Annotated in this window: 26 protein-coding genes; 11 read left to right on the top strand and 15 right to left on the bottom strand. The window is 66.0% G+C overall.

The window, feature by feature from the left end:
- Positions 1–23 precede the first annotated feature (23 nt).
- On the top strand, positions 24–629 hold the full coding sequence (locus tag IB229_RS16080; RefSeq protein ID WP_192330761.1) for a tRNA-(ms[2]io[6]A)-hydroxylase: 606 nt from the start codon (positions 24–26) through the stop codon (positions 627–629).
- A gap of 60 nt (positions 630–689) precedes the next feature.
- On the opposite strand, the gene IB229_RS16075 is transcribed toward IB229_RS16080, so the two are convergent.
- Complete coding sequence (locus tag IB229_RS16075; RefSeq protein WP_192330759.1) at positions 690–908, bottom strand: bacterioferritin-associated ferredoxin; 219 nt, start codon at positions 906–908, stop codon at positions 690–692.
- A 293-nt stretch (positions 909–1,201) separates the two neighbouring features.
- Here IB229_RS16075 and IB229_RS16070 point away from each other — a divergent pair, with 293 nt between their 5' ends.
- Positions 1,202–1,804, top strand: coding sequence for a peroxiredoxin (locus IB229_RS16070; RefSeq protein WP_192330757.1), 603 nt, complete (start codon positions 1,202–1,204; stop codon positions 1,802–1,804).
- A 62-nt stretch (positions 1,805–1,866) separates the two neighbouring features.
- Here IB229_RS16070 and rnt read toward each other — a convergent pair whose 3' ends face one another.
- Together rnt and pyrC are read right to left on the bottom strand one after the other, a co-directional pair.
- Positions 1,867–2,541, bottom strand: coding sequence for a ribonuclease T (rnt, locus tag IB229_RS16065; RefSeq protein ID WP_192330755.1), 675 nt, complete (start codon positions 2,539–2,541; stop codon positions 1,867–1,869).
- A complete protein-coding gene (pyrC, locus tag IB229_RS16060; protein WP_192330754.1) occupies positions 2,538–3,584 on the bottom strand; it encodes a dihydroorotase in 1,047 nt (348 codons plus the stop codon). Before pyrC ends, rnt begins: the two co-directional genes overlap by 4 nt.
- A gap of 182 nt (positions 3,585–3,766) precedes the next feature.
- Between pyrC and IB229_RS16055 the strand changes: the two genes are divergently transcribed.
- The 3 genes from IB229_RS16055 (at position 3,767) to gloA (ending at position 6,470) form a co-directional block, all read left to right on the top strand.
- Positions 3,767–4,651, top strand: coding sequence for a flagellar protein MotY (locus IB229_RS16055; protein WP_225579220.1), 885 nt, complete (start codon positions 3,767–3,769; stop codon positions 4,649–4,651).
- A gap of 120 nt (positions 4,652–4,771) precedes the next feature.
- Entirely contained in the window at positions 4,772–5,989 is a 1,218-nt protein-coding gene (locus IB229_RS16050) for an argininosuccinate synthase (protein WP_192330751.1), read from the top strand.
- Positions 5,990–6,077: 88 nt separating this feature from the next.
- The gene (gene gloA, locus IB229_RS16045; RefSeq protein ID WP_192330749.1) at positions 6,078–6,470 is read left to right on the top strand and encodes a lactoylglutathione lyase; all 393 of its coding nucleotides are present in this window, start codon (positions 6,078–6,080) and stop codon (positions 6,468–6,470) included.
- A 71-nt stretch (positions 6,471–6,541) separates the two neighbouring features.
- Here the strand turns inward: gloA and IB229_RS16040 are convergent, their stop codons facing one another.
- The 8 genes from IB229_RS16040 to metG form a co-directional block, all read right to left on the bottom strand.
- Positions 6,542–6,724 (bottom strand): PA3496 family putative envelope integrity protein, encoded by a 183-nt coding sequence (locus IB229_RS16040; RefSeq protein ID WP_192330747.1) that lies wholly within the window; start codon positions 6,722–6,724, stop codon positions 6,542–6,544.
- Between the two features lie 107 nt (positions 6,725–6,831).
- Entirely contained in the window at positions 6,832–7,470 is a 639-nt protein-coding gene (gene nth / locus IB229_RS16035; RefSeq protein ID WP_192330745.1) for an endonuclease III, read from the bottom strand.
- A complete protein-coding gene (locus tag IB229_RS16030) occupies positions 7,467–8,042 on the bottom strand; it encodes an Rnf-Nqr domain containing protein (protein ID WP_192330744.1) in 576 nt (191 codons plus the stop codon). The genes nth and IB229_RS16030 overlap by 4 nt, the downstream gene beginning before the upstream one ends.
- Positions 8,039–8,641 (bottom strand): RnfABCDGE type electron transport complex subunit G, encoded by a 603-nt coding sequence (locus tag IB229_RS16025; protein WP_192330742.1) that lies wholly within the window; start codon positions 8,639–8,641, stop codon positions 8,039–8,041. The genes IB229_RS16030 and IB229_RS16025 overlap by 4 nt, the downstream gene beginning before the upstream one ends.
- On the bottom strand, positions 8,638–9,660 hold the full coding sequence (locus IB229_RS16020; protein ID WP_192330740.1) for an RnfABCDGE type electron transport complex subunit D: 1,023 nt from the start codon (positions 9,658–9,660) through the stop codon (positions 8,638–8,640). The genes IB229_RS16025 and IB229_RS16020 overlap by 4 nt, the downstream gene beginning before the upstream one ends.
- Positions 9,641–10,798, bottom strand: a complete 1,158-nt coding sequence (locus IB229_RS16015) for an RnfABCDGE type electron transport complex subunit B (protein ID WP_192330738.1) — start codon at positions 10,796–10,798, stop codon at positions 9,641–9,643. Before IB229_RS16015 ends, IB229_RS16020 begins: the two co-directional genes overlap by 20 nt.
- The gene (locus IB229_RS16010) at positions 10,795–11,334 is read right to left on the bottom strand and encodes an Rnf-Nqr domain containing protein (RefSeq protein WP_192330736.1); all 540 of its coding nucleotides are present in this window, start codon (positions 11,332–11,334) and stop codon (positions 10,795–10,797) included. The genes IB229_RS16015 and IB229_RS16010 overlap by 4 nt, the downstream gene beginning before the upstream one ends.
- Positions 11,335–11,382: 48 nt before the next feature.
- A complete protein-coding gene (metG, locus tag IB229_RS16005; protein ID WP_192330734.1) occupies positions 11,383–13,434 on the bottom strand; it encodes a methionine--tRNA ligase in 2,052 nt (683 codons plus the stop codon).
- A gap of 288 nt (positions 13,435–13,722) precedes the next feature.
- Here metG and apbC point away from each other — a divergent pair, with 288 nt between their 5' ends.
- The gene (gene apbC / locus IB229_RS16000; protein ID WP_192330725.1) at positions 13,723–14,817 is read left to right on the top strand and encodes an iron-sulfur cluster carrier protein ApbC; all 1,095 of its coding nucleotides are present in this window, start codon (positions 13,723–13,725) and stop codon (positions 14,815–14,817) included.
- On the opposite strand, the gene IB229_RS15995 is transcribed toward apbC, so the two are convergent.
- Both IB229_RS15995 and IB229_RS15990 read right to left on the bottom strand, forming a co-directional pair.
- Positions 14,804–15,862, bottom strand: coding sequence for an AraC family transcriptional regulator (locus tag IB229_RS15995; protein ID WP_318652117.1), 1,059 nt, complete (start codon positions 15,860–15,862; stop codon positions 14,804–14,806). The two genes, apbC and IB229_RS15995, sit on opposite strands and share 14 nt — an antisense overlap.
- A 148-nt stretch (positions 15,863–16,010) precedes the next feature.
- Positions 16,011–17,027, bottom strand: a complete 1,017-nt coding sequence (locus tag IB229_RS15990; RefSeq protein WP_192330723.1) for a phosphotransferase enzyme family protein — start codon at positions 17,025–17,027, stop codon at positions 16,011–16,013.
- Between the two features lie 216 nt (positions 17,028–17,243).
- Between IB229_RS15990 and fabG the strand changes: the two genes are divergently transcribed.
- From fabG to IB229_RS15965, 5 genes are all read left to right on the top strand, one after another.
- Complete coding sequence (gene fabG / locus IB229_RS15985; protein WP_192330721.1) at positions 17,244–18,017, top strand: 3-oxoacyl-ACP reductase FabG; 774 nt, start codon at positions 17,244–17,246, stop codon at positions 18,015–18,017.
- Positions 18,017–19,330: an aspartate aminotransferase family protein gene (locus IB229_RS15980; RefSeq protein WP_192330719.1), complete on the top strand. Its 1,314-nt coding sequence runs from the start codon at positions 18,017–18,019 to the stop codon at positions 19,328–19,330. The genes fabG and IB229_RS15980 overlap by 1 nt, the downstream gene beginning before the upstream one ends.
- Positions 19,331–19,445: 115 nt before the next feature.
- Entirely contained in the window at positions 19,446–20,012 is a 567-nt protein-coding gene (dcd, locus tag IB229_RS15975; protein ID WP_192330717.1) for a dCTP deaminase, read from the top strand.
- Between the two features lie 80 nt (positions 20,013–20,092).
- A complete protein-coding gene (locus IB229_RS15970) occupies positions 20,093–20,647 on the top strand; it encodes a hypothetical protein (RefSeq protein WP_225579159.1) in 555 nt (184 codons plus the stop codon).
- Positions 20,648–20,750: 103 nt separating this feature from the next.
- Complete coding sequence (locus IB229_RS15965) at positions 20,751–20,948, top strand: hypothetical protein (RefSeq protein ID WP_192330715.1); 198 nt, start codon at positions 20,751–20,753, stop codon at positions 20,946–20,948.
- 155 nt (positions 20,949–21,103) lie between these two features.
- Here the strand turns inward: IB229_RS15965 and nadE are convergent, their stop codons facing one another.
- Both nadE and pncB read right to left on the bottom strand, forming a co-directional pair.
- Complete coding sequence (gene nadE / locus IB229_RS15960; RefSeq protein WP_192330713.1) at positions 21,104–21,931, bottom strand: ammonia-dependent NAD(+) synthetase; 828 nt, start codon at positions 21,929–21,931, stop codon at positions 21,104–21,106.
- A 10-nt stretch (positions 21,932–21,941) separates the two neighbouring features.
- A complete protein-coding gene (pncB, locus tag IB229_RS15955; protein WP_192330705.1) occupies positions 21,942–23,147 on the bottom strand; it encodes a nicotinate phosphoribosyltransferase in 1,206 nt (401 codons plus the stop codon).
- Position 23,148 lies beyond the last annotated feature (1 nt).

Here is a 23,148-nt window from a genome sequence, read left to right as displayed (position 1 = left end):
AGTTCCGCGCTGCGGGAGGCTGCATGAGCTTCCCGGAAATTCATGCGTTCCTTGGTTGCCGCACGCCCGATGCCTGGGTTCAGGCGGCCCTGGCTGACCAAGAAGTGATGCTGATCGATCACAAGAACTGCGAGTTCAAGGCTGCCAGCACCGCGCTGAGCCTGATGGCCAAGTACAACACGCGGATCGACCTGATCAATGCGATGTCGCGGCTGGCGCGCGAAGAACTGGTGCACCACGAGCAGGTCCTGCGCATCATGAAGCGGCGCAAGATCGACCTGCGCCCGGTTTCGGCGGCGCGCTACGCCTCTGGACTGCGGGCCATCGTGCGCAACCATGAGCCGTACAAGCTGACGGATACCCTAGTGGTGGGCGCGTTCATCGAGGCGCGTTCCTGCGAGCGCTTCGAGGCGCTGCTGCCGCATCTGGACGAAGAGCTGGCCAAGTTCTACGGCGGCCTGCTGAATTCCGAGGCGCGGCACTTCCAGAATTACCTGAAGCTGGCCTACCAGTACGGTACCGAACAGGATGTGAGTGAGACGATCGAGCGCGTGCGCCTTGTCGAGCAGCACCTGATCGAGTCGCCGGACACCGAGTTTCGCTTCCACAGCGGTGTGCCCAGCGCCTGAGGTCGATGGCGGAAACAAAAAAGCCGGACAGTGTCCGGCTTTTTTATGGAGTTGGTTCGCTCAGGCGGCGACGAAGCTGGCGGGGCAGGCGAGGGCGACCTGGCTGCCCTGCACCTCGCTCAAGGTCTCGCGCACTACCTGCTTGGCCAGGCACGCACATTTGCCGCACTGGGTGCCGACACCGAGGCTGTCGCGCACGTCGCGATAGCTGCAGCAACCTTCATAGATCGCTTCGCGGATTTGACCGTCAGTGACACCCTGGCAGAGGCAAACGTACATAGACCAACTCTTGAATGAGAAGAGGTTGCTGTTGGGAGGCGATACTAATGTTAATGAGAATGCTTGTCAAAACATTGAAGTCGTTTGTATCTGCGCGCCGACGAGAGGGGAAAAGCCTTTACTATCAAATGGTTAGCATATTTTTATGCGGCAGGCAGTGTGGCGAACATGGCAAAAGAACGGGTGTATGATCAGTGCTCGTCACTATAGGCTCAGCCCAGGCCAGGCTTGTAACGCCCGCGCCAGACGCCTGCGCCGATTCGTATCGCAATGCACTGATCAGGAGATAGAGAATGAGCGTACTCGTTGGTAAACAGGCTCCGGATTTCAACGTCGCTGCCGTGCTCGGCACCGGCGAGATCGTCGAAAGCTTCAGCCTGTCCGCGGCGATCAAGGGCAAGTACGGCCTGGTGTTCTTCTACCCGCTGGACTTCACCTTCGTCTGCCCGTCGGAGCTGATCGCACTGGATCACCGCATCCCCGACTTCCAGGCGCGCAACGTCGAAGTCATCGGCGTTTCCATCGATTCGCACTTCACCCACAACGCTTGGCGCAACACGCCGGTGGACAAGGGCGGCATTGGCCCGGTCAAGTACACCCTGGCCGCCGACGTGAAGCACGAAATCGCCAAGGCCTACGACGTCGAGTCCGCCGATGGGGTGGCATTCCGTGGGGCGTTCCTGATCGACCTGAACGGCGTGGTCCGCTCGCAGATCGTCAATGACCTGCCACTGGGGCGCAACATGGACGAGTTGCTGCGCCTGGTCGACGCCCTGCAGTTCACCGAGGAAAACGGCGAGGTCTGTCCGGCCAACTGGAAGAAGGGCGACAAGGGTATGACCGCCTCGCCGGAAGGTGTGGCCAAGTACCTGGCCGAGAACGCGTCCAGCCTCTGATCGAGGAAACGCGCCCATGAAAAACCCGGCCTAGGCCGGGTTTTTTGTTTGTTGCGGAGGGCTTAGTGGTCGAATTCGTCCCAGCCGCCCATTTCCTTCCAGCGGTTGACGATGCCGCAGAACAGCTCGGCGGTCTTCTCGGTGTCGTAGCGCGCCGAGTGCGCCTCACGCCCATCGAATTCGATGCCGGCGGCCTGGCAGGCCTTGGCCAGCACGGTCTGGCCATAGGCGAGGCCGGCGAGGGTAGCGGTATCGAAGCTTGAGAACGGGTGGAACGGGTTGCGCTTGAGGTCGCAACGGGCCACCGCGGCGTTGAGGAAGCCGAGGTCGAAGCTGCTGTTGTGGCCGACCAGAATGGCGCGCTTGCAACCGTTAGCCTTGATCGACTTGCGCAGGCCCTTGAAGATTTCTCCGAGCGCATGCTCCTCGGTCACCGCCATGCGCAGCGGGTGATCGAGCTTGATCCCGGTGAACTCCAGCGCCGCCTGTTCGATGTTGGCGCCGGCGAATGGCTCGACCCGGAAGAAGTGCGTGTGATCCGGGTAGAGGAAGCCGCCTTCGTCCATGGCGATGGTGGTCGCGGCGATTTCCAGCAGGGCGTCGGTGGCGCAGTTGAAGCCGCCCGTCTCGACATCCACCACCACCGGCAGGTAACCGCGGAAACGCGCGGCCATGGGGTGGCGAGGGCCGGAAGGCAGGCTGCCTTCGAGTTCGTCATCGAAGTTGTCGTCGCTCACGCATTGTTCTCCAGCAGACGCCAGCGCAGATTTTCACCGGCACGCAGCGGAATGATGGTCAGCTCACCTAGGGGCAAGGTTGCCGGTGCGGCCCACTCTTCACGAACCAGGGTGATCTGGTCGGTGTTGCGTGGCAGTGTGTAGAAGTCCGGGCCGAAGTGGCTGGCGAAGGCTTCCAGCTTGTCCAGCGCATTGCGCTGCTCGAAGGCTTCGGCGTACAGCTCGATGGCCGCATACGCGGTGTAGCAGCCGGCGCAGCCGCAGGCGGCTTCCTTGGCGTGCTGGGCGTGCGGGGCCGAGTCGGTGCCGAGGAAGAACTTCGGGCTACCGCTGGTGGCCGCGTCGAGCAGGGCTTCCTGGTGCGTGTTGCGCTTGAGGATCGGCAGGCAATAGAAGTGCGGGCGGATGCCGCCGACCAACATGTGGTTGCGGTTGTACAGCAGGTGATGCGCGGTGATGGTTGCGCCCACGTTGGCTGGGGCGCCCTGGACGAACTGCACCGCATCACCGGTGGTGATGTGCTCGAACACCACTTTCAGCGTCGGGAAGCGTTCGACGACGCGCACCAGGTGCTCGTCGATGAAACGTTTCTCGCGGTCGAACACGTCGACCTCGGCACGGGTCACCTCGCCATGCACCAGCAGCGGCAGGCCGACCTCGGCCATGGCTTCGAGCACCGGGAAGATATTGTCGATGCTGGTCACGCCGGAGTCGGAGTTGGTAGTGGCGCCGGCCGGGTAGAGCTTGGCCGCATGCACGAAGCCGCTGGCCTTGGCCTCGCGGACTTCGGCAGCGGTGGTGCGGTCGGTGAGGTAGAGCACCATCAGCGGTTCGAAGCGGCTGGCGGCAGGGCGTGCGGCGAGGATGCGCTGACGGTAGGCGTCGGCCTCGGCGGCAGTGCGCACCGGCGGCACCAGGTTGGGCATGATGATGGCGCGGGCGAAGGTACGGGCGACGTCGGCGACGGTGTGGGTGAGCACCGCGCCATCGCGCAGGTGAATGTGCCAGTCGTCGGGACGCAGCAGGGTAAGACGGTCGGACATGGAAGGTTCCAGGCGGGTAAAACGTGCTCGCATGCTACCGGAAATGACCTTTGCCGGCACGGGCTATCAAGTTTTGCCGAGCGCTACCGATACCCCGAATAGAAGCTGTTTTCGCCATGGAGCCTGTCGTGCGCCAGCCCTATCTCTTTCCGCTTGGTCTGCTTGCCTGCTTGTCACTGAGCATGCCGGCTGCCGCCATCACCTTCCAGACCCGCATGGAGAAGGTGGAGTGGAAGGTCGAGGGCGATCAGTTCGAGTGCCGGCTGTCGCAACCGGTGGCCAATTTCGGCAGCGGCGAGTTCGTTCGTCGCGCCGGCGAGCAGGCCACGTTCCGCCTCAAGGCGCGTGAGCGCTGGATGGGCGCCGGCTCCGCCACGTTGCTGGCCGCTGCGGCGCCGTGGCAGCCCGGGCGCGGTGACATCAACCTGGGGCCGGTCACAGTGGTCAGCGGCGAAGTGCCGTTCAACAGCTCGCAGGAGCAGGCCGGTCGCCTGCTTACCGGTCTGATGGAAGGCCGCAGCCCACTCGTGCGCCATCGCACGCAGGTGGGTGGCGACAGCCTGGAGGTGCGCCTGCTGCCGTCGCGCTTCAACCAGGCCTACAACGACTACCTGGCCTGTACGGCCAAGCTGCTGCCGGTCAACTTCGAGCAGATCCGCAAGGCGCAGATTGGCTTCCCCGAGGGGGGCTCGACGCTCGATGCCATGGGCCAGGCCAAGCTCGACATCATTCTCGCGTTCATCAAGGCCGACCCCAGCGTCAACCGCATCGAGCTCGACGGCCACTCCGACAACAGCGGCAATCGCCTGACCAACCGCGACACCTCACGCCGCCGCGCCCTGGCGGTGGAGGAGTACCTGAAGGCCAATGGCGTGCCGGCCGAGCAGATCGTCGTGCGCTTCCATGGTGAGCGTTATCCGTTGGTGCCGAACAACAGTGAAGCCAATCGAGCGAAGAACCGTCGGGTGACCATGAGCCTGTCACGCGAACCGGTCGCCGAAGAGCCGGCACCGGCTGCAGCTCCCGCCGCGCCTGCACCGGCGGCCGCGCCGGCTGCTACTTCCTAGTCACGAACCGACCGCCAAATCCGTCGCGTTGTCGCTCGTCCCTGTCGCGCCCCTGTAAATCGGCCGTCGTGGCCGGTAGAATCCCGGGTTTTTCCGTACAACCCCGTGGAGTTGATTGGCATGGCGGACGTTAAGAAGGTAGTTCTGGCTTATTCCGGTGGCCTGGACACCTCGGTGATCCTCAAGTGGCTGCAGGACACCTATGAATGCGAAGTGGTGACCTTCACCGCTGACCTCGGCCAGGGCGAAGAGGTCGAGCCGGCTCGCGCCAAGGCCCAGGCCATGGGCGTCAAGGAAATCTACATCGACGACCTGCGCGAAGAATTCGTGCGTGATTTCGTCTACCCGATGTTCCGCGCCAACACCGTCTACGAAGGCGAGTACCTGCTGGGTACCTCCATCGCCCGTCCGCTGATAGCCAAACGCCTGATCGAAATCGCCAACGAAACCGGCGCCGATGCCATCTCCCACGGTGCCACCGGCAAGGGCAACGACCAGGTGCGCTTCGAACTGGGCGCCTACGCGCTGAAACCGGGCGTGAAAGTCATCGCCCCGTGGCGCGAGTGGGACCTGCTGTCGCGCGAGAAGCTGATGGACTACGCCGAGAAGCACGCCATCCCGATCGAGCGCCACGGCAAGAAGAAATCGCCGTACTCCATGGATGCCAACCTGCTGCACATCTCCTATGAAGGCGGCGTGCTGGAAGACACCTGGACCGAGCACGAAGAAGACATGTGGCGCTGGACCAAGTCCCCGGAAGCCGCGCCGAACACCCCGACCTACATCGAGCTGACCTACCGTAACGGCGACATCGTCGCCATCGACGGCAAGGAACTGAGCCCGGCTACCGTGCTGGCCGAGCTCAACCGCATCGGCGGCGAGAACGGCATCGGTCGTCTGGACATCGTCGAAAACCGCTATGTCGGCATGAAGTCCCGTGGCTGCTACGAGACCCCCGGCGGCACCATCATGCTCAAGGCCCACCGTGCCATCGAGTCGATCACCCTGGACCGCGAAGTCGCTCACCTGAAAGACGAGCTGATGCCCAAATACGCCAGCCTGATCTACACCGGCTACTGGTGGAGCCCGGAGCGTCTGATGCTGCAACAGATGATCGATGCCTCCCAGGCCAGCGTGAATGGCGTGGTGCGCCTGAAGCTGTACAAGGGCAACGTCATCGTCACCGGCCGCAAGTCCGACGACTCGCTGTTCGACGCCAACATCGCCACCTTCGAAGAAGACGGCGGCGCGTACAACCAGGCCGACGCAGCAGGCTTCATCAAGCTCAATGCGCTGCGCATGCGTATCGCTGCCGGCAAGGGCCGCAAGCTGTTCTGATAAGCTTTTGCCCTGATGAGCCCACGAACCCCGGCCATGTGCCGGGGTTTGTATTTTCAGACCCGGAGAACGGGCAGAGGAGATTGCCATGAGACTGCTGCACACCATGCTGCGCGTCGGCGACCTGGACAAGTCCATCGCCTTCTACACCGAGGTGCTGGGCATGACCCTGTTGCGGCGCAAGGATTACCCGGACGGGCAGTTCACCCTGGCGTTCGTCGGCTATGGCAACGAGGCCGAGAACAGCGTGATCGAGCTGACTCACAACTGGGGTGTCGAGGCCTACGAACTGGGCACCGCGTATGGCCATATCGCCCTGGAAGTGGCCGACGTGTACAAGGCCTGCGAGGACATTCGCCAGCGCGGCGGCAAGATCACCCGTGAGCCCGGGCCGATGAAGCACGGCACCAGCATCCTGGCCTTCGTCGAGGACCCGGATGGCTACAAGATCGAGCTGTTGTCCGGCAAACGCGGTGACTGAAGCGTTCGGCCGCAACGAAAAAGCCCCGCGATTGCGGGGCTTTTTCATGGGTGGTCTTGCATGGGCAGCGCTTAGAGGTCGAAGTCGTAGTCGTTCAACTGCTTCTGCAGACGGCGCTCGTCGAGGAGGTTGTCGATGATGCGACGCTTGGTCAGGTTGGTCTTTGCGACCTCCACTGGGCGCTCGCTGCTTTCCTCGGTTTCCTCGGCGACAAAGTCTTCTTCGAGTTCGAGGTCTTCTTTGCCAGTGCTCATGGTCCACTCCAACGTTCGGGGGTGCTGTTGGCGGACCTTATAGCGACAAAGTTGGGGGCGGTAAAAAAGATTTTTTCAATCGGTAGATCGCTTTCGCCTATGAGCGATCAATCGTCCGAGGTTTTTGCCTTGTACTCGCACAGGTCTTCGATCCGGCAGCTGCCGCAGCGCGGCTTACGCGCCTGGCAGACGTAGCGGCCGTGGAGGATCAGCCAGTGGTGCGCATCGAGGAGGAATTCGCGTGGCACGAACTTGAGCAGCTTGTTCTCCACCTCCACCACGTTCTTGCCGGGCGCGATGCCAGTGCGGTTGCTGACGCGGAAAATGTGCGTATCCACCGCCATGGCCAATTGGCGGAAAGCAGTGTTGAGCACCACGTTGGCGGTCTTGCGGCCGACGCCCGGCAGGGCTTCGAGGTCTTCGCGGTTATCCGGGACCTGGCTGCCATGTTTTTCGACGAGGATGCGGCAGGTCTCGATGACGTTCTTTGCCTTGCTGTTGAACAGGCCGATGGTCTTGATGTATTCGCTCAGCCCTTCGACGCCCAGGGCATGGATGGCTTGCGGGGTGTTGGCGACCGGATACAGCTTGGCCGTGGCCTTGTTCACGCCGACATCGGTGGCCTGGGCGGAGAGGATCACCGCGATCAGCAGCTCGAACGGCGTGGTGTAGGCCAGCTCGGTCTTCGGTTCGGGGTTGTCTTCATGCAGGCGACGGAAGATTTCAAAGCGTTTGGCGGCGTTCATGACGGCTCGCTGGTCGAGTTGAAGAAAAGACGCCTGGCGGCCAGCAGCAGGCCGATCAGGATCAGGGCGCCGGGGGCGTAAGCCAGCAGGCCGATGCCGCCGTGCAGCGAGAGCTGCCAGCTGCTGGCGGCCTGGCCGAATAACCAGTCCATATGGGCGAACAGGCTGCCGTTGCCGAATCCTTCGCGCAACAGGCCCAGGCTCAGGGCCAGGGCGGCGAATGCAAGGCCGGCATGCAGTCCACTTGTGATAGTCGGGCGTTCGTCGAAGGCCAGCGCCAGCATCGGCAGCGCCAGCAACGGCAGCCAGGCGGCAAGCGCGGCGTGCAGTTCGCCGCTGAACAGTTGCAGGAGCAGGTCGCCACAGCCGATCAGCAGCGCGCTCAGCAGCAGGGCGGCGAGTGCCAGCGCCTTGCCCTGCAGCCAGCGGCGCAGTGGCATCAGGGTCACACCGCCGAGGCTCATCAGCAGCAGCCCGAACAGGGCGATGGTGAGGGCCTTGACCAGCAGATCGCTGCCGGCGAGCAGCGGCGTCAGGCCAAACAGCAGGGCATTGCGCACGACGCGGCTCATGGCTGCTCACCCAGGAGATAGCGCCGCTGTGCATCGAAGAACCGCAGGCTGCGTTGCAGGGCATCGCCCACCGCGCGGGAGGTGACGGTGGCGCCGGCGATCTGGTCGAACTCGCCGCCGTCGGCGCGCAGGTTCCAACTCGGCGCGTTGTCGTTCAGCGTCTTGCCGGCGAACCCCACGAGCCAGGAACTGCGCTCTGGCAGGATCAGGTCGCCGAGCCCCGGCGTTTCAGCCTGCTGCAGCACCTTGCTGGCGAGCAGGCGACCGTCGGCACCGATCGCCACCAGCAGCTGGATATCGCCTTCGTAGCCACGTGCGGTGATCGGCAACAGCACGGCGCTGGGTCGCCCGGCGAGGGTGGCCCGGTAACCGCTGCGCGGTGTGCGGTTACCCAGCAGGCTGTCGATGGGCAGGGCAATGGGCTGCGCCAGGGGCCGATTGTCGTAGAGCGATGCGGGCAGCAGGTCGAGCAACTGGCGCTCGGCAGCGAGCTGGCGCTGCGCCTCGATGCGCGGTGCAGCGAGGTACTGCAAGGTCGCGAGCAGGCCGCTGCCGAGCAGGGCGAGCAGGAGGATCACGGCGATCTGCCGACGATTCATGCCTTGGCCTCCGCTGCACGCCACGTCGCCAGGCGTTCGAGGCTGGGTACGCCGAGGTTCATCAGCAACACGGCGAAGGCCAGGCCGTCCGGGTAGCCGCCCCAGGTGCGGATCAGGTAGGTCAGCAGGCCGACACCGATGCCGAAGTACAGCCGTGCCCGCGCGCTGTCGGCGCCGCTGACCGGCTCGGTGACGATGAAGAACGCGCCGAGCATGGTCGCGCCGCTGAACAGGTGCAGCAGCGGCGAGCCGTTGGAGTCCGACCCGGAACCGTTCCAGCACAGCAGGCTGATGACGAACAGCGCACCGAGCATGCCCAGCGGCGCGTGCCAGCGGATCACCCGCTGCTGCAGGAGGAACAGACCGCCGGCGAGGAAGGCCAGGCCGACCCATTCCACGCCACGCCCGCCGACACTGCCGAAGGCCGGGTGGCGGGTGAACAGTTCGTCGATGGTCAGGCGGTCGTTGTGCTTGAGGCTGTCGAGCGCGGTGGCCTGGCTCCAGCCGTCGATCAGGCCGCTGCCGAAGCCGAATACCTGTTGCACCGCGCCGAGCAGAGCGTAGTCGCCCCGTGGTGCCGGCCAGTGGACCGTGTGCGCGGGAAAGGCCAGCAGGGCGAAGGCATAGCCGAGCATGGTCGGGTTCAGCGGATTGCGCCCGAAACCACCGAACAGCGCCTTGCCGAACAGGCTGGCGAAGGCCGCGGCGCTGACCGTGAGCCACCAGGGCGCGTAGGCGGGCAGGGCGAGGCCGAGCAGCACCGCGCTGACCAGGCCGCTGCCTTCGGCGAGAAACGGGGTGGCGAACAGGCTCTGGTCGGGGGGCGGCGCGCTTTGCTGGCGCAGACGCCGTACCAGGGTTTCGCAGGTCAGCACGGTAGCGCTGCTCAGCAGCAGTTGCAGCAAGACGCCCCAGCCGTTGAGCCAGAACAGTGCCAACAGGCCCGGCAGACAGGCGAGCAGCACCCGCTGCATGGCCGGACGCGGGTCGAACGCCAGGTCAGGCGCGTGTGTGGTCATGCAGGCGCTGCTCGGCAAGCGTCAGGCGCTGGCGGGCCTGTTCCAGGGTGGCGGCGTCGCTGGTCTGGCGCCGCTCCAGGCGCAGCAGGTCGGCGCGGGCGTAAGCCAGCTCAGTCTTCAGTGTGCGCAGTTGCACGTCCACCGGCGCCTTGTCGGTACGCACCAGCACCGGGGCGGGTTTGCCGCTGGCGGCTTCGGCGGCGTGCAGCGCCGCTTCGGCATCGCGCAGGGCCTGGCGCAGCGGCGCCAGCGCGGTTTCGTCGAGACCCTGGCGTTCGCCCTTGCCGAGTTCGGCGCGGCGGCCGGCAAGGGCGATCTTCGCCTGCTTGAGTTCGACCAGCCCTGCGCTCGGCGCCGCCGGTTGGGCGGCATCCAGGGCACGCTGGGCCTGCTCGGCCGCCTGACGCAATGCCTCGACCTGGCGCACTAGCTCGGGGCTGCCGTGCACGGCCAACTGCTTTTCGGCCTTGTTCAGGGCGACCTTGGCCATCGCCGCGTCGATCTTCAGGCGCTTGTGCTGGCTGTGCGGGTCGACCGCAGGTGGGGCTTGCACGGGGGGCAGGTCGGCCTGCACGGCCTTTGCCAGTGTGGTTGTGGCGGGCGTGGCGCGCGCCTGGCGTTCGGCCTGGCGGCGCGCGTCATCACGAGCCAGGCGTGCCAGGTGGGCTTCGTGGCGCTGACGGAACTGGTCGGCGTGGCGGCGCTGTTCCTCGGCCTGCTCGGCAGGCAGGACGAGGATATCGATACAGTCCACCGGGCAGGGGGCGACGCACAGCTCGCAGCCGGTGCATTCGGCGGTGATCACCGTGTGCATCAACTTGGCGGCACCGACGATGGCGTCCACCGGGCAGGCCTGGATGCACTTGGTGCAGCCGATGCATTCCGCCTCGCGGATCAGTGCGATCTGCGCCGGCACGGCGGGCAGCTCCAGCGGCAGCTCGGGCACCTGCAAAAGGCGCGAGAGGGCGTGGATGGTGGCGGTGCCGCCGGGCGGGCATTTGTTGATCGCCTCGCCCTGGGCGATGCCTTCGGCGTAGGGCTTGCAGCCGGGATGACCGCATTTGCCGCACTGGGTCTGCGGCAGCAGGGCGTCGATGGCGCGGATGCGCTCGGCGTCCAGGCGCAGGGCGTTGCTCATGCCGGCACCAGGCCATTGAGGCCGAGCAGCGCCAGGCCGAGCAGGCCGGCGCTGATCAGCAGCAGCGGCAAGCCGCGCAATGCGGCGGGGACAGCGGCCTGGTCGGTGCGCTGTAGCAGGTCGGCGAGCAGGGTCAGCACCAGGCAGAACCCCAGCGCGCTGCCGAGGCCCAGCAGGATCGCCTGGCCCAGGCCGGTCTCGCGCTGCGCCACCTGCAAGGCGAGCGCCAGGGCCGCGCCATTGCCCAGCACCGGCAGCCACAGCCCCTGTTGTGGCCAGTGCGGGCGCAGCGTGGCCAGCAGGCGCAGGCTGGCCCAGGCGAGCAGCGCCAGCATTGGCAGCAGGCCGAACAGCAGCAGGGAGGACAGCCCCAGTGGTGTCAGCAGGACGTGCTGCAGCAGCCAGGCCAACGGCGTGGCGACGCTCAGCAACAGCGCGGTCGCCGCGGCCAGTGCGCGCAGGCGTGGGCGTTCGCCCTGCAGCAGCCACAGGCTGAGCAGCGAGGCGACGGGCAGGATCAGAATCAGCTCGTTCATCGATTCATCCAGGCCGGGCGCGCCGTGACGACGCACCCGGAGGAAAGCTCACTTCACCCGCTGACCCGGCTTGGCGCCGCTGTCCGGGCTGAGCAGGTAGATCTCTTCGCCGCCAGGGCCGGCCGCGAGGACCATGCCCTCGGAGACGCCGAACTTCATCTTGCGCGCGGCCAGGTTGGCCACGTACAGGGTCAGGCGGCCTTCGAGCTTGCTCGGGTCCGGGTAGGCGGACTTGATGCCGCTGAACACGTTGCGCTTCTCGTCGCCGATATCCAGGGTCAGGCGCAGCAGCTTGTCGGCGCCCTCGACGAACTCGCACTTCTCGATCAGGGCGATGCGCAGGTCGACGGCGGCGAAGGCGTCGAAGGCAATCTCGGCGGCCAGCGGGTCTTTCGTCAGTTCGCCATTGCCAGCGGGTACGGCCGGAGCGGCAGGCGCGTCGGTGGCGGCGAGGTCTTCCTTGGAGGCGGCGGTCATGGCTTCGATTTTCGCTGGTTCGATGCGGGTCAGCAGCGGGTTGAACGGGTTCAGCTGGTGATTGGCCAGCGGCGTGCTCAGGTCGGTCCAGCTCAGCGGGGCGACGTTGAGGAAGGCCTCGGCGTCGCGTGCCAGGTTCGGCAGCACGGGTTTGAGCAGGATCACCAACTGGCGGAATAGGTTGACGCCCAGGGCGCAGATTTCCTGCACTTCGGCCTGCTTGCCCTCGACCTTGTTCAGCGCCCACGGCGCCTTGTCGGCGATCCAGGCGTTGGCGCGGTCGGCCAGGGCCATGATCTCGCGCATGGCGCGGGAGAAGTCGCGGGCTTCATAGGCGTCGGCGATGCTCGGCGCGGCGGCCTGGAAGGCAGCCCACAGTTCTGGCTCGGGGTTGGCGTCGACCAGCACGCCGGCGTTGCCCTTGTGGATGAAGCCGGCGCAGCGGCTGGCGATGTTGACCACCTTGCCGACCAGGTCCGAGTTGACCTTCTGCACGAAATCCTCGAGGTTCAGGTCGAGGTCGTCGACGCCGCGGCCCAGCTTGCTGGCGTAGTAGTAGCGCAGGTATTCCGGGTTCAGGTGATCCAGGTAAGTACGCGCCTTGATGAAGGTGCCGCGCGACTTGGACATCTTCTGCCCGTTCACCGTCAGGTAGCCGTGCACGTTGACCCCGGTCGGCTTGCGGTAGCCGGCGCCTTCGAGCATGGCCGGCCAGAACAGGGCATGGAAGTTGACGATGTCCTTGCCGATGAAGTGGTACAGCTCGGCGGTCGAATCCTTGTTCCAGAAGGCGTCGAAGTCCAGCTCCGGGCGCTTGTTGCAGAGGTTCTTGAAGCTGGCCATGTAGCCGATCGGCGCGTCCAGCCAGACGTAGAAGTACTTGCCCGGCTCGTCGGGAATCTCGAAGCCGAAGTAGGGCGCGTCGCGGGAGATGTCCCACTCCTGCAGGCCGCCATCCAGCCATTCGGCGATCTTGTTGGCCACGGCGTCCTGCAGGGTGCCGCTGCGGGTCCAGGTCTTCAGCATGGCCTCGAAGTCGGGCAGCTTGAAGAAGAAGTGCTTGGAGTCCTTGAGCACCGGCACGGCGCCGGAAATCGCCGAGCGTGGGTTCTTCAGCTCGGTCGGTTCGTAGGTGGCGCCGCATTTCTCGCAGTTGTCGCCGTACTGGTCCTCGGCCGCGCATTTCGGGCAGGTGCCCTTGATGAAGCGGTCGGCGAGGAACATGCCTTTCTCGGGGTCGAAGTACTGGGTCACCGAACGGGTGGCGATGTGCGCGGCGTCACGCAGCTTGAGGTAGATGCTGGTGGCCAGCTCGCGGTTTTCCTCGGCGTGGGTCGAGTGGAAATTGTCGAAGTCGACCAGGAAGTCGGCGAAGTCGGCACTGTGCTCGGCCTGTACGTTGGCGATCAGCTGTTCCGGGGTGATGCCTTCCTTTTCCGCGCGCAGCATGATCGCCGAGCCGTGGGCGTCGTCGGCGCAGACGTAGATGCACTGGTTGCCGCGCAGCTTCTGGAAGCGCACCCACATGTCGGTCTGGATGTACTCGAGCATATGGCCGAGGTGGATCGAACCGTTGGCGTAAGGGAGGGCACTGGTGACGAGAATCTTGCGGGCTTCGGACATGGTGATCGGCTGCACTGGTATTTCGAGGGGAGTCGGCAACTATATAGCCGCGGGCAGTTTTTTTCATCCGCAGCGGGCCTGGTAGGGTGGACCGCGCTTCATCGATCCACCGAGTGGCGCCCTGGTGGATGAAAAGGGCGTCAGCTGCGCGCCTCGATCCACCCTGCGGGGCTGCCGTGTCGATTGGTCGCAAGGTAGATGCCGCGACACGCGGTATCGACCACCCAATGGCACAAGCGGCTGCGGTAAGATGCCCGCCTGTTTTGCTCAGCCTTTCGGAGTTGCCTCATGAGCGCCGTCACCCGCGAAGGGGTCGAAGCGACCCTGCGCCAGTTCACCGACCCCAACCTCAATCAAGACCCGGTCAGCGCCGGCTGCCTGCGTGAAATCGACATCCAGGGCGGCAAGGTCCAGGTGCGCCTGGAGCTGGGCTACGCCGCCGGGCTGTTCAAGAGCGGCTGGGCGCAGATGCTGCAGATGGCCGTGGAAGGCATGGATGGCGTCGACAGCGCCAAGGTCGAGGTCACCTGCGTGATCGAGCCGCACAAGGCGCAGGCCCAGGTGCCGGCGCTGGCCAACGTGAAGAACATCATCGCCGTGGCGTCCGGCAAGGGCGGCGTCGGCAAGTCGACCACCGCGGCCAACCTGGCCCTGGCCCTGGCCCGCGAAGGCGCGCGGGTCGGCATTCTCGATGCGGATATCTATGGCCCGAGCCAGGGCATCATGTTCGGCATCGCCGAAGGTACGCGGCCGAAAATCCGTGACGAGAAGTTCTTCGTACCGCTGGAAGCCCATGGCGTGCAGGTCATGTCGATGGCCTTCCTCACCGACGACAGCACCCCGGTGGTCTGGCGCGGGCCGATGGTTTCCGGCGCGCTGCTGCAGCTGATCACCCAGACCGCCTGGGACAACCTCGATTACTTGGTGGTGGACATGCCGCCGGGTACCGGCGACATCCAGCTGACCCTGGCGCAGAAGGTGCCGGTGGCCGGCGCGGTGATCGTCACCACCCCGCAGGACCTGGCCCTGCTCGATGCCCGCAAGGGCGTGGAGATGTTCCGCAAGGTCAACATCCCGGTGCTTGGCGTGGTGGAGAACATGGCCGTGCACATCTGCTCCAACTGCGGCCATGCCGAGCACCTGTTCGGCGAAGGCGGCGGCGAGAAGCTGGCCAGCCAGTACGGCGTCGACCTGCTGGCCTCGCTGCCGCTGTCGATGGCCATCCGCCTGCAGTCGGACGGCGGCAAGCCGACCACCGTGGCCGACCCGGAAAGCCAGATTGCCATGATCTACCAGGAAATGGCCCGCAGCGTCGGCGCCCGCATCGCCCAGAGCGGGTTGGGTGCCAGCGCCATGCCCAATATCGAAGTCAGCGACGACTGAGTGACGCGCCTGCGTTGCTGTACGCCTGCCGCCATTGCCGCGGGCTGACGGCGAACCAGCGGCGAAAGGCCCGTGAGAAGGCGCTGATTTCCGAGTAGCCAAGCAGCAGGGCCAGCTCGGAAATCGGCAAGTTGGCCTGCTGCAGGTAGTGGGTGGCCAGCTCGCGGCGGACCTGATCGACCAGGGTGGTGAAGCTCAGGCCCTGATCGCCGAGGCGTCTTTGCAGAGTCCACACCGGCAGGCGCAACTGTTCGGCGATGCACTCCAGGCTCGGGTCGCCGTCACCTAGTTGGCGCCGCACCCGTACCTTCACCTCGTCCACCAGTGCCGGTGGTGCCGCCGCCGGGCTTGCCAGCTTGTGCATGCTTTCCAGCATCAGGGTCAGCAGCCGGGGATCGCGACCGGGCATCGGCCGGGCGAGCAGCTGGCTGCGGAAGATCAGGGAATTGCTTGGCTGGTTGAACAGCACCGGTGCGTCGAAGGATTTGCAGTGCTCGTGCCAGGCTTCCGGCTGTGCATGCTCGAAATGCACGGTCTCCGGCGCCCAGTGCTGGCCGAGGGCCTGGCGCATCAGATTGGCGAACATGCCCAGCGACAGCTCGGCGTCCTGGCGCTTGTGCGCGATGGCGCCGTGCAGCACCTGGTAATCCAGGCGGCTGTATTCGCCGAGGTCGACCAGCTGCAGCGTGCTGCCCTGCTGGTGGCAGGGGAACATGCGCACCACGTTGCGCAAGGCCTGGCCGAGGGTTTCGGAACACAGCCCGACATAGCCGAGCAGGCCCAGCGATTCGGGCCTGAACTGGCTGCCGAAGCGCAGGCCGAAGTTGGCGTTGCCGGTCTGCTGCGCGGCAACCTCGAAGACCCGGCAGTACTGGCCCAGGTCGAGCTGCAGGGTCGGGTTGTGCAGGCGCTCGGGGTCGATGCCGCTGTGGCCGAGGATGCGCTCGGCATCGCCACCTTCGTCGGCGATGAACTCGATCAGACCGCTGGCGGCGCTAGCCAGCACGCCGGCCGGGCGTTCGCTGCTACGGGCAAGGCTGTCCACGGTTCCCTCCAGTTGGCGAGGTGCTCGCAGGCAGGCTGCAACTCCTGTACCAGCGCACTGGCCGTGGCGTGGGCGGCGCGCGCGGGGGCGTCTGGTCAGTTGCGTGCCGCAGACCTGTGCGCAGGCCGGCCGGGCGCCCCGATCTGGTTCAGCCGGCCAGCACCGCGCCGACCGGAGTGCCGCCCAGGTAGCGTCGGCACAGCTGCAGGGTCTGCTCGACCCATTCACGGCCCAGGCCCTCGGCGGTGGGCGTGCCGCGATGGCTGCCGACCCAGGCCAGCAGTTGCAGGCGCCGCTGCATGATCAGCGTGGGCAGGATCAGCAGGTCGTCGTGTTGCAGTTGCGTGACCCGTTCGTAGCCTTGCAGCCAGTTGTCCAGCCACATGGGCACGTCCGCATGGTGCTCGTGGAAGCTCAGCGCTGCCGCGAGGTCGTGCAGGTACCAGCCGAAGCCGCAGTCGTCGAAGTCGATGGCGCGGGTCACACCGTCATGTTCGAGCAGGTTGGCCAGGCGCAGGTCGGCGTGGATCAGGCCGAAGCGTTCCTGCCCCTCGCCGTAGCCGGCCATGCGCTGGCCGATCAGGCTCACCGTTTCGTCGACCAGCGCCAGCGCCGTGGCGTCCAGATAGGGCGCGTCCTGCCAGCGGCCCCAGTGGCCGCGTTCGCCGAGCATGCTCGAGTGGTTCCAGGTCATGCGCTGGAAGCCCGTCGGGCGTTGCCAGTCGCGGGCCTGGCGGTGCAGCCGTGCGTTGATCGTACCCAGGCGCTGAAACGCCGGCCCGAGCGCCTGCTGCGGGTCTGGCTCGCGGCCGTCGATCCAGTCGAACAGGACCACGAAGCGCGTGCCCGACTGTACATCCCCGGCGGCCTGAATCAGCTCGCCGTCGCGGCCGGCAATCGGCGTGGGCACGTCGACATCGGCCTGCTGCAGGGCGGCCAGCCAGGCCAGTTCGCTGGCGATGGCCTGGCGTTGGTGGTAGTCGGGCCGGTGCACGCGCAGCACGTAGCGCTGGCCGGCGGGCGTGGCGATGGCGAAGGTGGCGTTTTCCGAATGGCAGAGCAGTGTCAGTTGGCCCTGGTGCGACGCCGGGTAGCGGGCCAGTGCCAGGTGGGCGATGCGCTCGATGCGTGCCAGCTCCTGCTGCAGGGTGTGTTCGCTGAACATGACGGTGTACCGGACCGGGATCGATGCGCCGATGATGCGCGGCCCGTACCGCGCCGGGCTTGACCGGCGACCGCGATGATTTGACCGCAGGGCACAGGTCGCGCCCGTGGCGCCGGCAATTTGATCGTTCGGCGTGCAAGTTGTGGTCTGCGGTCAACTGCCTGGGCGCTAGGCGGCCGCATCATCGCTGCATCACCCATTGATGGAGGCAACGGCATGCTCACTTCGCTCGCGGGCAAAAGCGTTCTGGTAACCGGTGGCAGCAGCGGCATCGGCCTGGGTATTGCCCGGGTCTTCGCCCGGCAGGGCGCCAAGGTGGCGATCAGCGCCCGCCACGCCGAGCGGGTCGAGGCGGTGGCCGCGGCATTGCGCGACGAAGGCCTCGACGTGCGCGGCTACGTGGCCGACGTGGCCGATGCCGCGGCGGTCAGGACCTTGGTCGATGCGGTGGCGGCGGTGCAGGGCGGTATCGACGTGCTGTGCGCCAATGCCGGGATCTTTCCCTCCGGCTCGATCGACGAGCTGACACCCGAGGACTGGGATCTGGTGCTCGACACCAACGCCAAGGGCAGCTTCCTCGCCGTGCAGGCCTGCCTGCCTTACCTGCGCAAGGCCGAGTATGGCCGGGTGATCCTCACGTCCTCGATCACCGGGCCGATCACCGGTTTCCCCGGCTGGTCGCACTATGGCGCGAGCAAGGCGGCGCAGCTGGGCTTCATGCGCACCGCGGCGATCGAGCTGGCGCGCGACAACATCACCATCAACGCCGTGCTGCCGGGCAACGTGCTCACCGAGGGGCTGATCGGCATGGGCCAGGCCTACTGCGACAGCATGGCGGCCTCGGTACCGCTGAAATGCCTGGGCACCGTGGAAGACATCGCCTACGCCGCGCTGTTCTTCGCCTCCCGTGAGGCGGGTTATGTGACCGGCCAGGCGCTGTCCATCGACGGCGGCCAGGTGCTGCCGGAATCCCTGGCGGCGCTGGGCTGATGCTCAAGGTCAACGCCTTCGAGGCCGCCCAGGCTGCCGCGCTGCCGGCCGCCGAGCAGGCGCTGATTACCCGGCGTCAGCGCCTGCTCGGCCCGGCCTACCAGCTGTTCTACGACCAGCCACTGCACTTGGTGCGTGGCGAGGGTGTGTGGCTGTTCGACGCCAGCGGCCAGCGCTACCTCGACCTGTACAACAACGTGCCCTCGGTCGGCCACTGCCACCCCCACGTGCTGGCGGCGCTGACTCGTCAGGCCGGGCAGCTCAACATTCACACCCGCTACCTGCATGAAACCGTGCTGGATTACGCGGAGAAACTGCTGGCGACCATGCCGGCAGCCTTGGGCCAGGTGATGTTCACCTGCACCGGCAGCGAGGCCAACGACCTGGCGCTGCGTATCGCCCGCGACTTCACCGGCGGCAGCGGGGTGATCGTCACCCGCTATGCCTACCACGGCATCACTGCGTCGATTGCCGAGCTGTCGCCGGCGATGGGCGAGTACGTGGCGCTGGGCCGCGATGTCCGGGTGGTAGCGCCGCCGCGGCACGATGTGGCCGACCCGGCGCGGGTTGGCCGCGAGTTCGCCGCGGAGGTACGCGCTGCCCTGGCGGACATGCAGCGCTGCGGCATTCGCCCGGCGGCGCTGCTGGTCGACACCCTGTTCACCAGCGACGGTGTGTTCGCCGACCCGCCGGGCTTTCTAGCCGAGGCGGTGGCAGCGGTGCGCGAGGCCGGCGGCCTGTTCATCGCCGACGAGGTGCAGCCCGGCTTCGGCCGCACCGGCAGCCATATGTGGGGCTTCCAGCGTCACGCCCTGGTGCCGGACCTGGTGACCATGGGCAAGCCGATGGGCAACGGCCACCCGCTGGCGGGCCTGGCCGCGCAGCCGCATATTCTCGAACGCTTCGGTCGCGAGGCCTGCTACTTCAATACATTCGCCGGCAACCCGGTCTCGGCGGCGGTGGGCCTGGCGGTGCTGGAGGTGATCGAGGCGGAATGCCTGCAGCGCAACGCCGCACAAGTGGGGCGCATGCTCAAGGAGGGCCTGGAGGCCCTGGCACAGCGTTTTGCCGTGCTTGGCGAGGTGCGTGGGGTTGGCCTGTTCCTCGGCGTGGACATCGTCGACGGGCGCGGCGAGGCCGATGGCGCGCGGGCACGGCAGCTGGTCAACGCGCTGCGCCTGCGTGGCGTGCTTATCGGCGCCTCGGGGCTGCACGCCAACGTGTTGAAGATCCGTCCGCCGCTGTGCCTGAGCCAGACGGCGGCGCAGCTGTTCCTCGAGACGCTGGAGCAGGCCCTGACCGAGTTGACCTGACGTGCAGCCCGTCACGCCGCCAGCCGCCGACGGATGCGGCCTTTGAACCCGGCACTGGCTCCCGGTAAGATGCGCGCTCGCTTTTTCTTCAACCGCCATCAGGACGACGCCCGCCATGAGCATCAAATCGGACAAGTGGATTCGCCGCATGGCCCAGGAACACGGCATGATCGAGCCCTTCGTCGAGCGCCAGGTGCGCACCGAAGGTGCCGAGCGCCTGATTTCCTACGGGGTCTCCAGCTACGGCTACGACGTGCGCTGCGCCGACGAATTCAAGGTCTTCACCAACATCCACTCGGCCACGGTCGACCCGAAGAACTTCGATGAGCGCAGCTTCGTCGACGTCAAAGGCCCGGTGTGCATCATTCCGCCGAACTCCTTCGCCCTGGCGCGTACCGTCGAATACTTCCGCATCCCGCGTGACGTGCTGACCATCTGCCTGGGCAAGAGCACCTACGCGCGCTGCGGCATCATCGTCAACGTCACCCCGCTGGAACCCGAGTGGGAAGGCCACGTGACCCTGGAGTTCTCCAACACCACCACGCTGCCAGCGAAGATCTACGCCAACGAAGGCGTGGCGCAGATGCTGTTCCTGCAGTCCGACGAGGCCTGCGAAGTGTCCTACGCCGACCGCGGTGGCAAGTACCAGGGCCAGACCGGCGTGACCCTGCCGAAGACCTGATCCGCGCCGCACGAACGAAGCCGGGGTCATCCCGGCTTTTTTCTGCCCGGGTTTTCTTCATCCATGCGAAAGGAATTGCCATGACCCCGTTGCGCGCGCTGTTGCTCCTGCTGTGCCTGGCCATCACCCCGCTGAGCCGGGCCGACGAACGCCTGATGGTGCAGACCGGGCGTGAGGTGTTCGGCCTGTTCCCCACGGCCACGCCCGCGGCGTTCATCAAGCGCCTGGGTGCACCGACGGCGCGGATTCCCCTGCGCAATGGCCGTGAAGGGCTGCTGTACGGCAATTCGATGCTGTTGGTGTTCGCCGGCGCGGTGCTGCAGGAGGTGCGCTGCTGGAAGCTGGAGACCTTCACCGAAGACCTGTTCCTCGGTTGGCTGCAGGCCGTCGAGTATCAGGGGCCGGCGCTGGAGTTCGGCGTCGATGACCAGCTCTGGCTGGGGCAGAACCGCGAAGTGGTGACACCGCTGCTGGTGGGCCTGGAGGGCAGTGGCGACGAGCGTTCGGACCTGGTGCTGAAGAACGGCAGCCAGGTGTGGCTGGGCTACGCGCCGCCCAGCAGCTATCGCCTGGGCAATGATGACGAGCAGCGCGTGCTGGTATCGATCAGCGTGCGGTTCAACCAGCCGCGCTGAGCGGCGTCGCCCGGCGGGACGGGCGGGACGAAAACAGGGGGAATTGTTTGCCGGCCGGCGGACTCTACCGACTGACTCGCTCGTTCGCCGACGGAGACCTCCCATGGCCACATCATCTCGCGACACCGCCGCCAGCACCCTGGCGGACATCTACTGGCGTGCCAGCTGGCAGGCCGGCGGCATTCCCGGTCAGCCGGATCCCGATTCGCCGGCCGAGCCCGGTGTGCCGGACCAGCCGATTGAGCCTGGGGAGCCGACCATTCCCGATCAGCCGCCGCCCGCGCCGGTTGCCAGCTTCTAGCCCGCCGCTGCAATGAAAAAGACCGCGCCCGCTTAGTACACAGCGGGCGCGGTCTTTTTTGCGGAAGCCGTAGGGCGCGCCGTGCGCACCTTGGTGCCATGAAGCGGGACTGATCGGTGCGCGCGGCGCAGCCTGCTGGGGGCGCTTCGCTGGTCTTACGGCACCAGTGGCAATTCGCGCTTGTGCCGGGTGTTGTCGTAGGTGCGCACGATGATCGCGTAGGCCTCGTCGCTCACCGGCTGGCCATGCAGGAAGGCGTCGATCTCGGCGTAGGTCACGCCGTGTGCGTCCTCGTCTGGCTTACCCGGACGCAGCTCTTCCAGGTCGGCGGTCGGCACCTTGTGCACCAGTTGGTCCGGCGCACCCAAGGCGCGGCCGATGGCGCGCACCTGGCCCTTGACCAGGCCGCTCAGGGGCGCCAGGTCGCAGGCGCCGTCACCGAATTTGGTGAAGAAGCCCATCACGGCCTCGGCGGCGTGGTCGGTGCCGATCACCAGGCCGTTGTGGGCGTTGGCGATGGTGAACTGGGCGACCATGCGAATACGCGCCTTGACGTTGCCGACGACGAAGTCGCGGCGGGCGTCACTGAGCCCTTTGAGGCCGCTGACGTGTTCGCGCAGGCCGATCACGCTGTCGGCAATGTTCACCGTCTGCTCTTCATCCGCGTTGACGAACTGCATCGAGGCTTGCGCGTCCGCTTCGTCGTGCTGGGTATTGTAGGGCAGGCGCACGGCGATGAAGCGGTAGTCGGCATCGCCGGTTTCGGCGCGCAGCTCCTCGACGGACAGCTGCGCCAGGCGTCCGGCGGTGGTCGAGTCGACGCCGCCGCTGATGCCCAGCACCAGCACCTTGAGGCCGGCGTTGCGCAGGGTCTGCTTGATGAAGCCCTTGCGCCGTTCGATTTCCGCCTGCAGGGCGGCGTCATCGGCGAAAGGGGGCACCACGTCGAGGGCGGCGGCGATTTCGGCTTGGCGGTTGCTCATCTCGGGATCCTCACTGGGCGTCGCGGACGCGAAAGACATGTTTCAGGTAGCTGACGAAGTTCTCGTCCAGGCACTGGGTCTTGCCGGGGGTGTCGGAAATCTTCGCCACAGGCTGGCCGTTGCAGGCGGTCATCTTGATCACGATGTTCATCGGCTCGACGCCGGGAATGTCGCAGGTCAGGTTGGTGCCGATGCCGAAGCTTACGTTGATCCGCCCGTGAAGTGCACGGTAGAGCCTCAGCGCTTTCTCCAGGTTCAACCCGTCGGAGAACACCAGGGTCTTGCTCATGGGGTCGATGCCGAGCTTCTCGTAGTGGGCGATGGCCTTGTTGGCCCACACCAGCGGGTCACCGGAATCATGACGCAAGCCGTCGAACAGCTTGGCGAAGTACAGATCGAAATCGTTGAGAAAGGCATCGGTGGTGATGCAGTCGGTCAGGGCTATACCGAGCAGGCCGCGGTACTCGCGGACCCAGCAGTCCAGCGCGGCGATCTGGCTGTCGATCAGCCGCGGGCCGAGCTGCTGGTGCGCCATCAGCCATTCATGCGCCATGGTGCCGATTGGCCTGAGGTCGAACTCGCGGGCCAGATGCACGTTGCTGGTGCCGACAAAGCGCCCGGGGAAATCGCGCTTGAGGATGTGCACCATCTCTTCCTGCACTCGGTAGGAGAAGCGCCGGCGGGTGCCGAAGTCAGCGATCTGGAAGCCTTCCAGCTCCGTGGCGCTGGCCTCGCCCTTGAGCCAGTCGAGCTTGCGGTAGAGCTGCTCGCTGGCCTGCTCCAGCAGCACCTCGCGGTAGCGGTAGCGGTTGCGCACCTCGCTGATGATCGCCAGCAACGGGATCTCGTAGAGGATCACGTGCAGCCACGGCCCGCGCAGGCGGATGCACAGCTGGCCCTGTTCGACGCTGGTCTGCACATAGCGCAGGTTGAAACGGAACAGGCTGAGGAAGCGGATGAAGTCCGGTTTGATGAACGGGATCTTTTCCAGGAAGGCGAGCTGGTCGACGGTAATGGAAATGTCCGCCAGGCGCTCGATCTGGTAGCGGATCTCGGCCAGGTACGGCGTCAGGTCTTCCTGGTTGCGGCAGCGGAATTCCCACTCCACCTCGGCGTTGGGGTAGTTGTGCAGCACCGCCTGCATCATGGTCAGCTTGTAGAAGTCGGTATCGAGCAGGTTCTGCACGATGCGCTCGGCAAATACGCTTTCGCCCATG

The organism is Pseudomonas sp. PDM14, from assembly GCF_014851905.1.
Classification (GTDB): domain Bacteria; phylum Pseudomonadota; class Gammaproteobacteria; order Pseudomonadales; family Pseudomonadaceae; genus Aquipseudomonas.
This window is presented reverse-complemented; position numbering and strand designations above follow the sequence as displayed.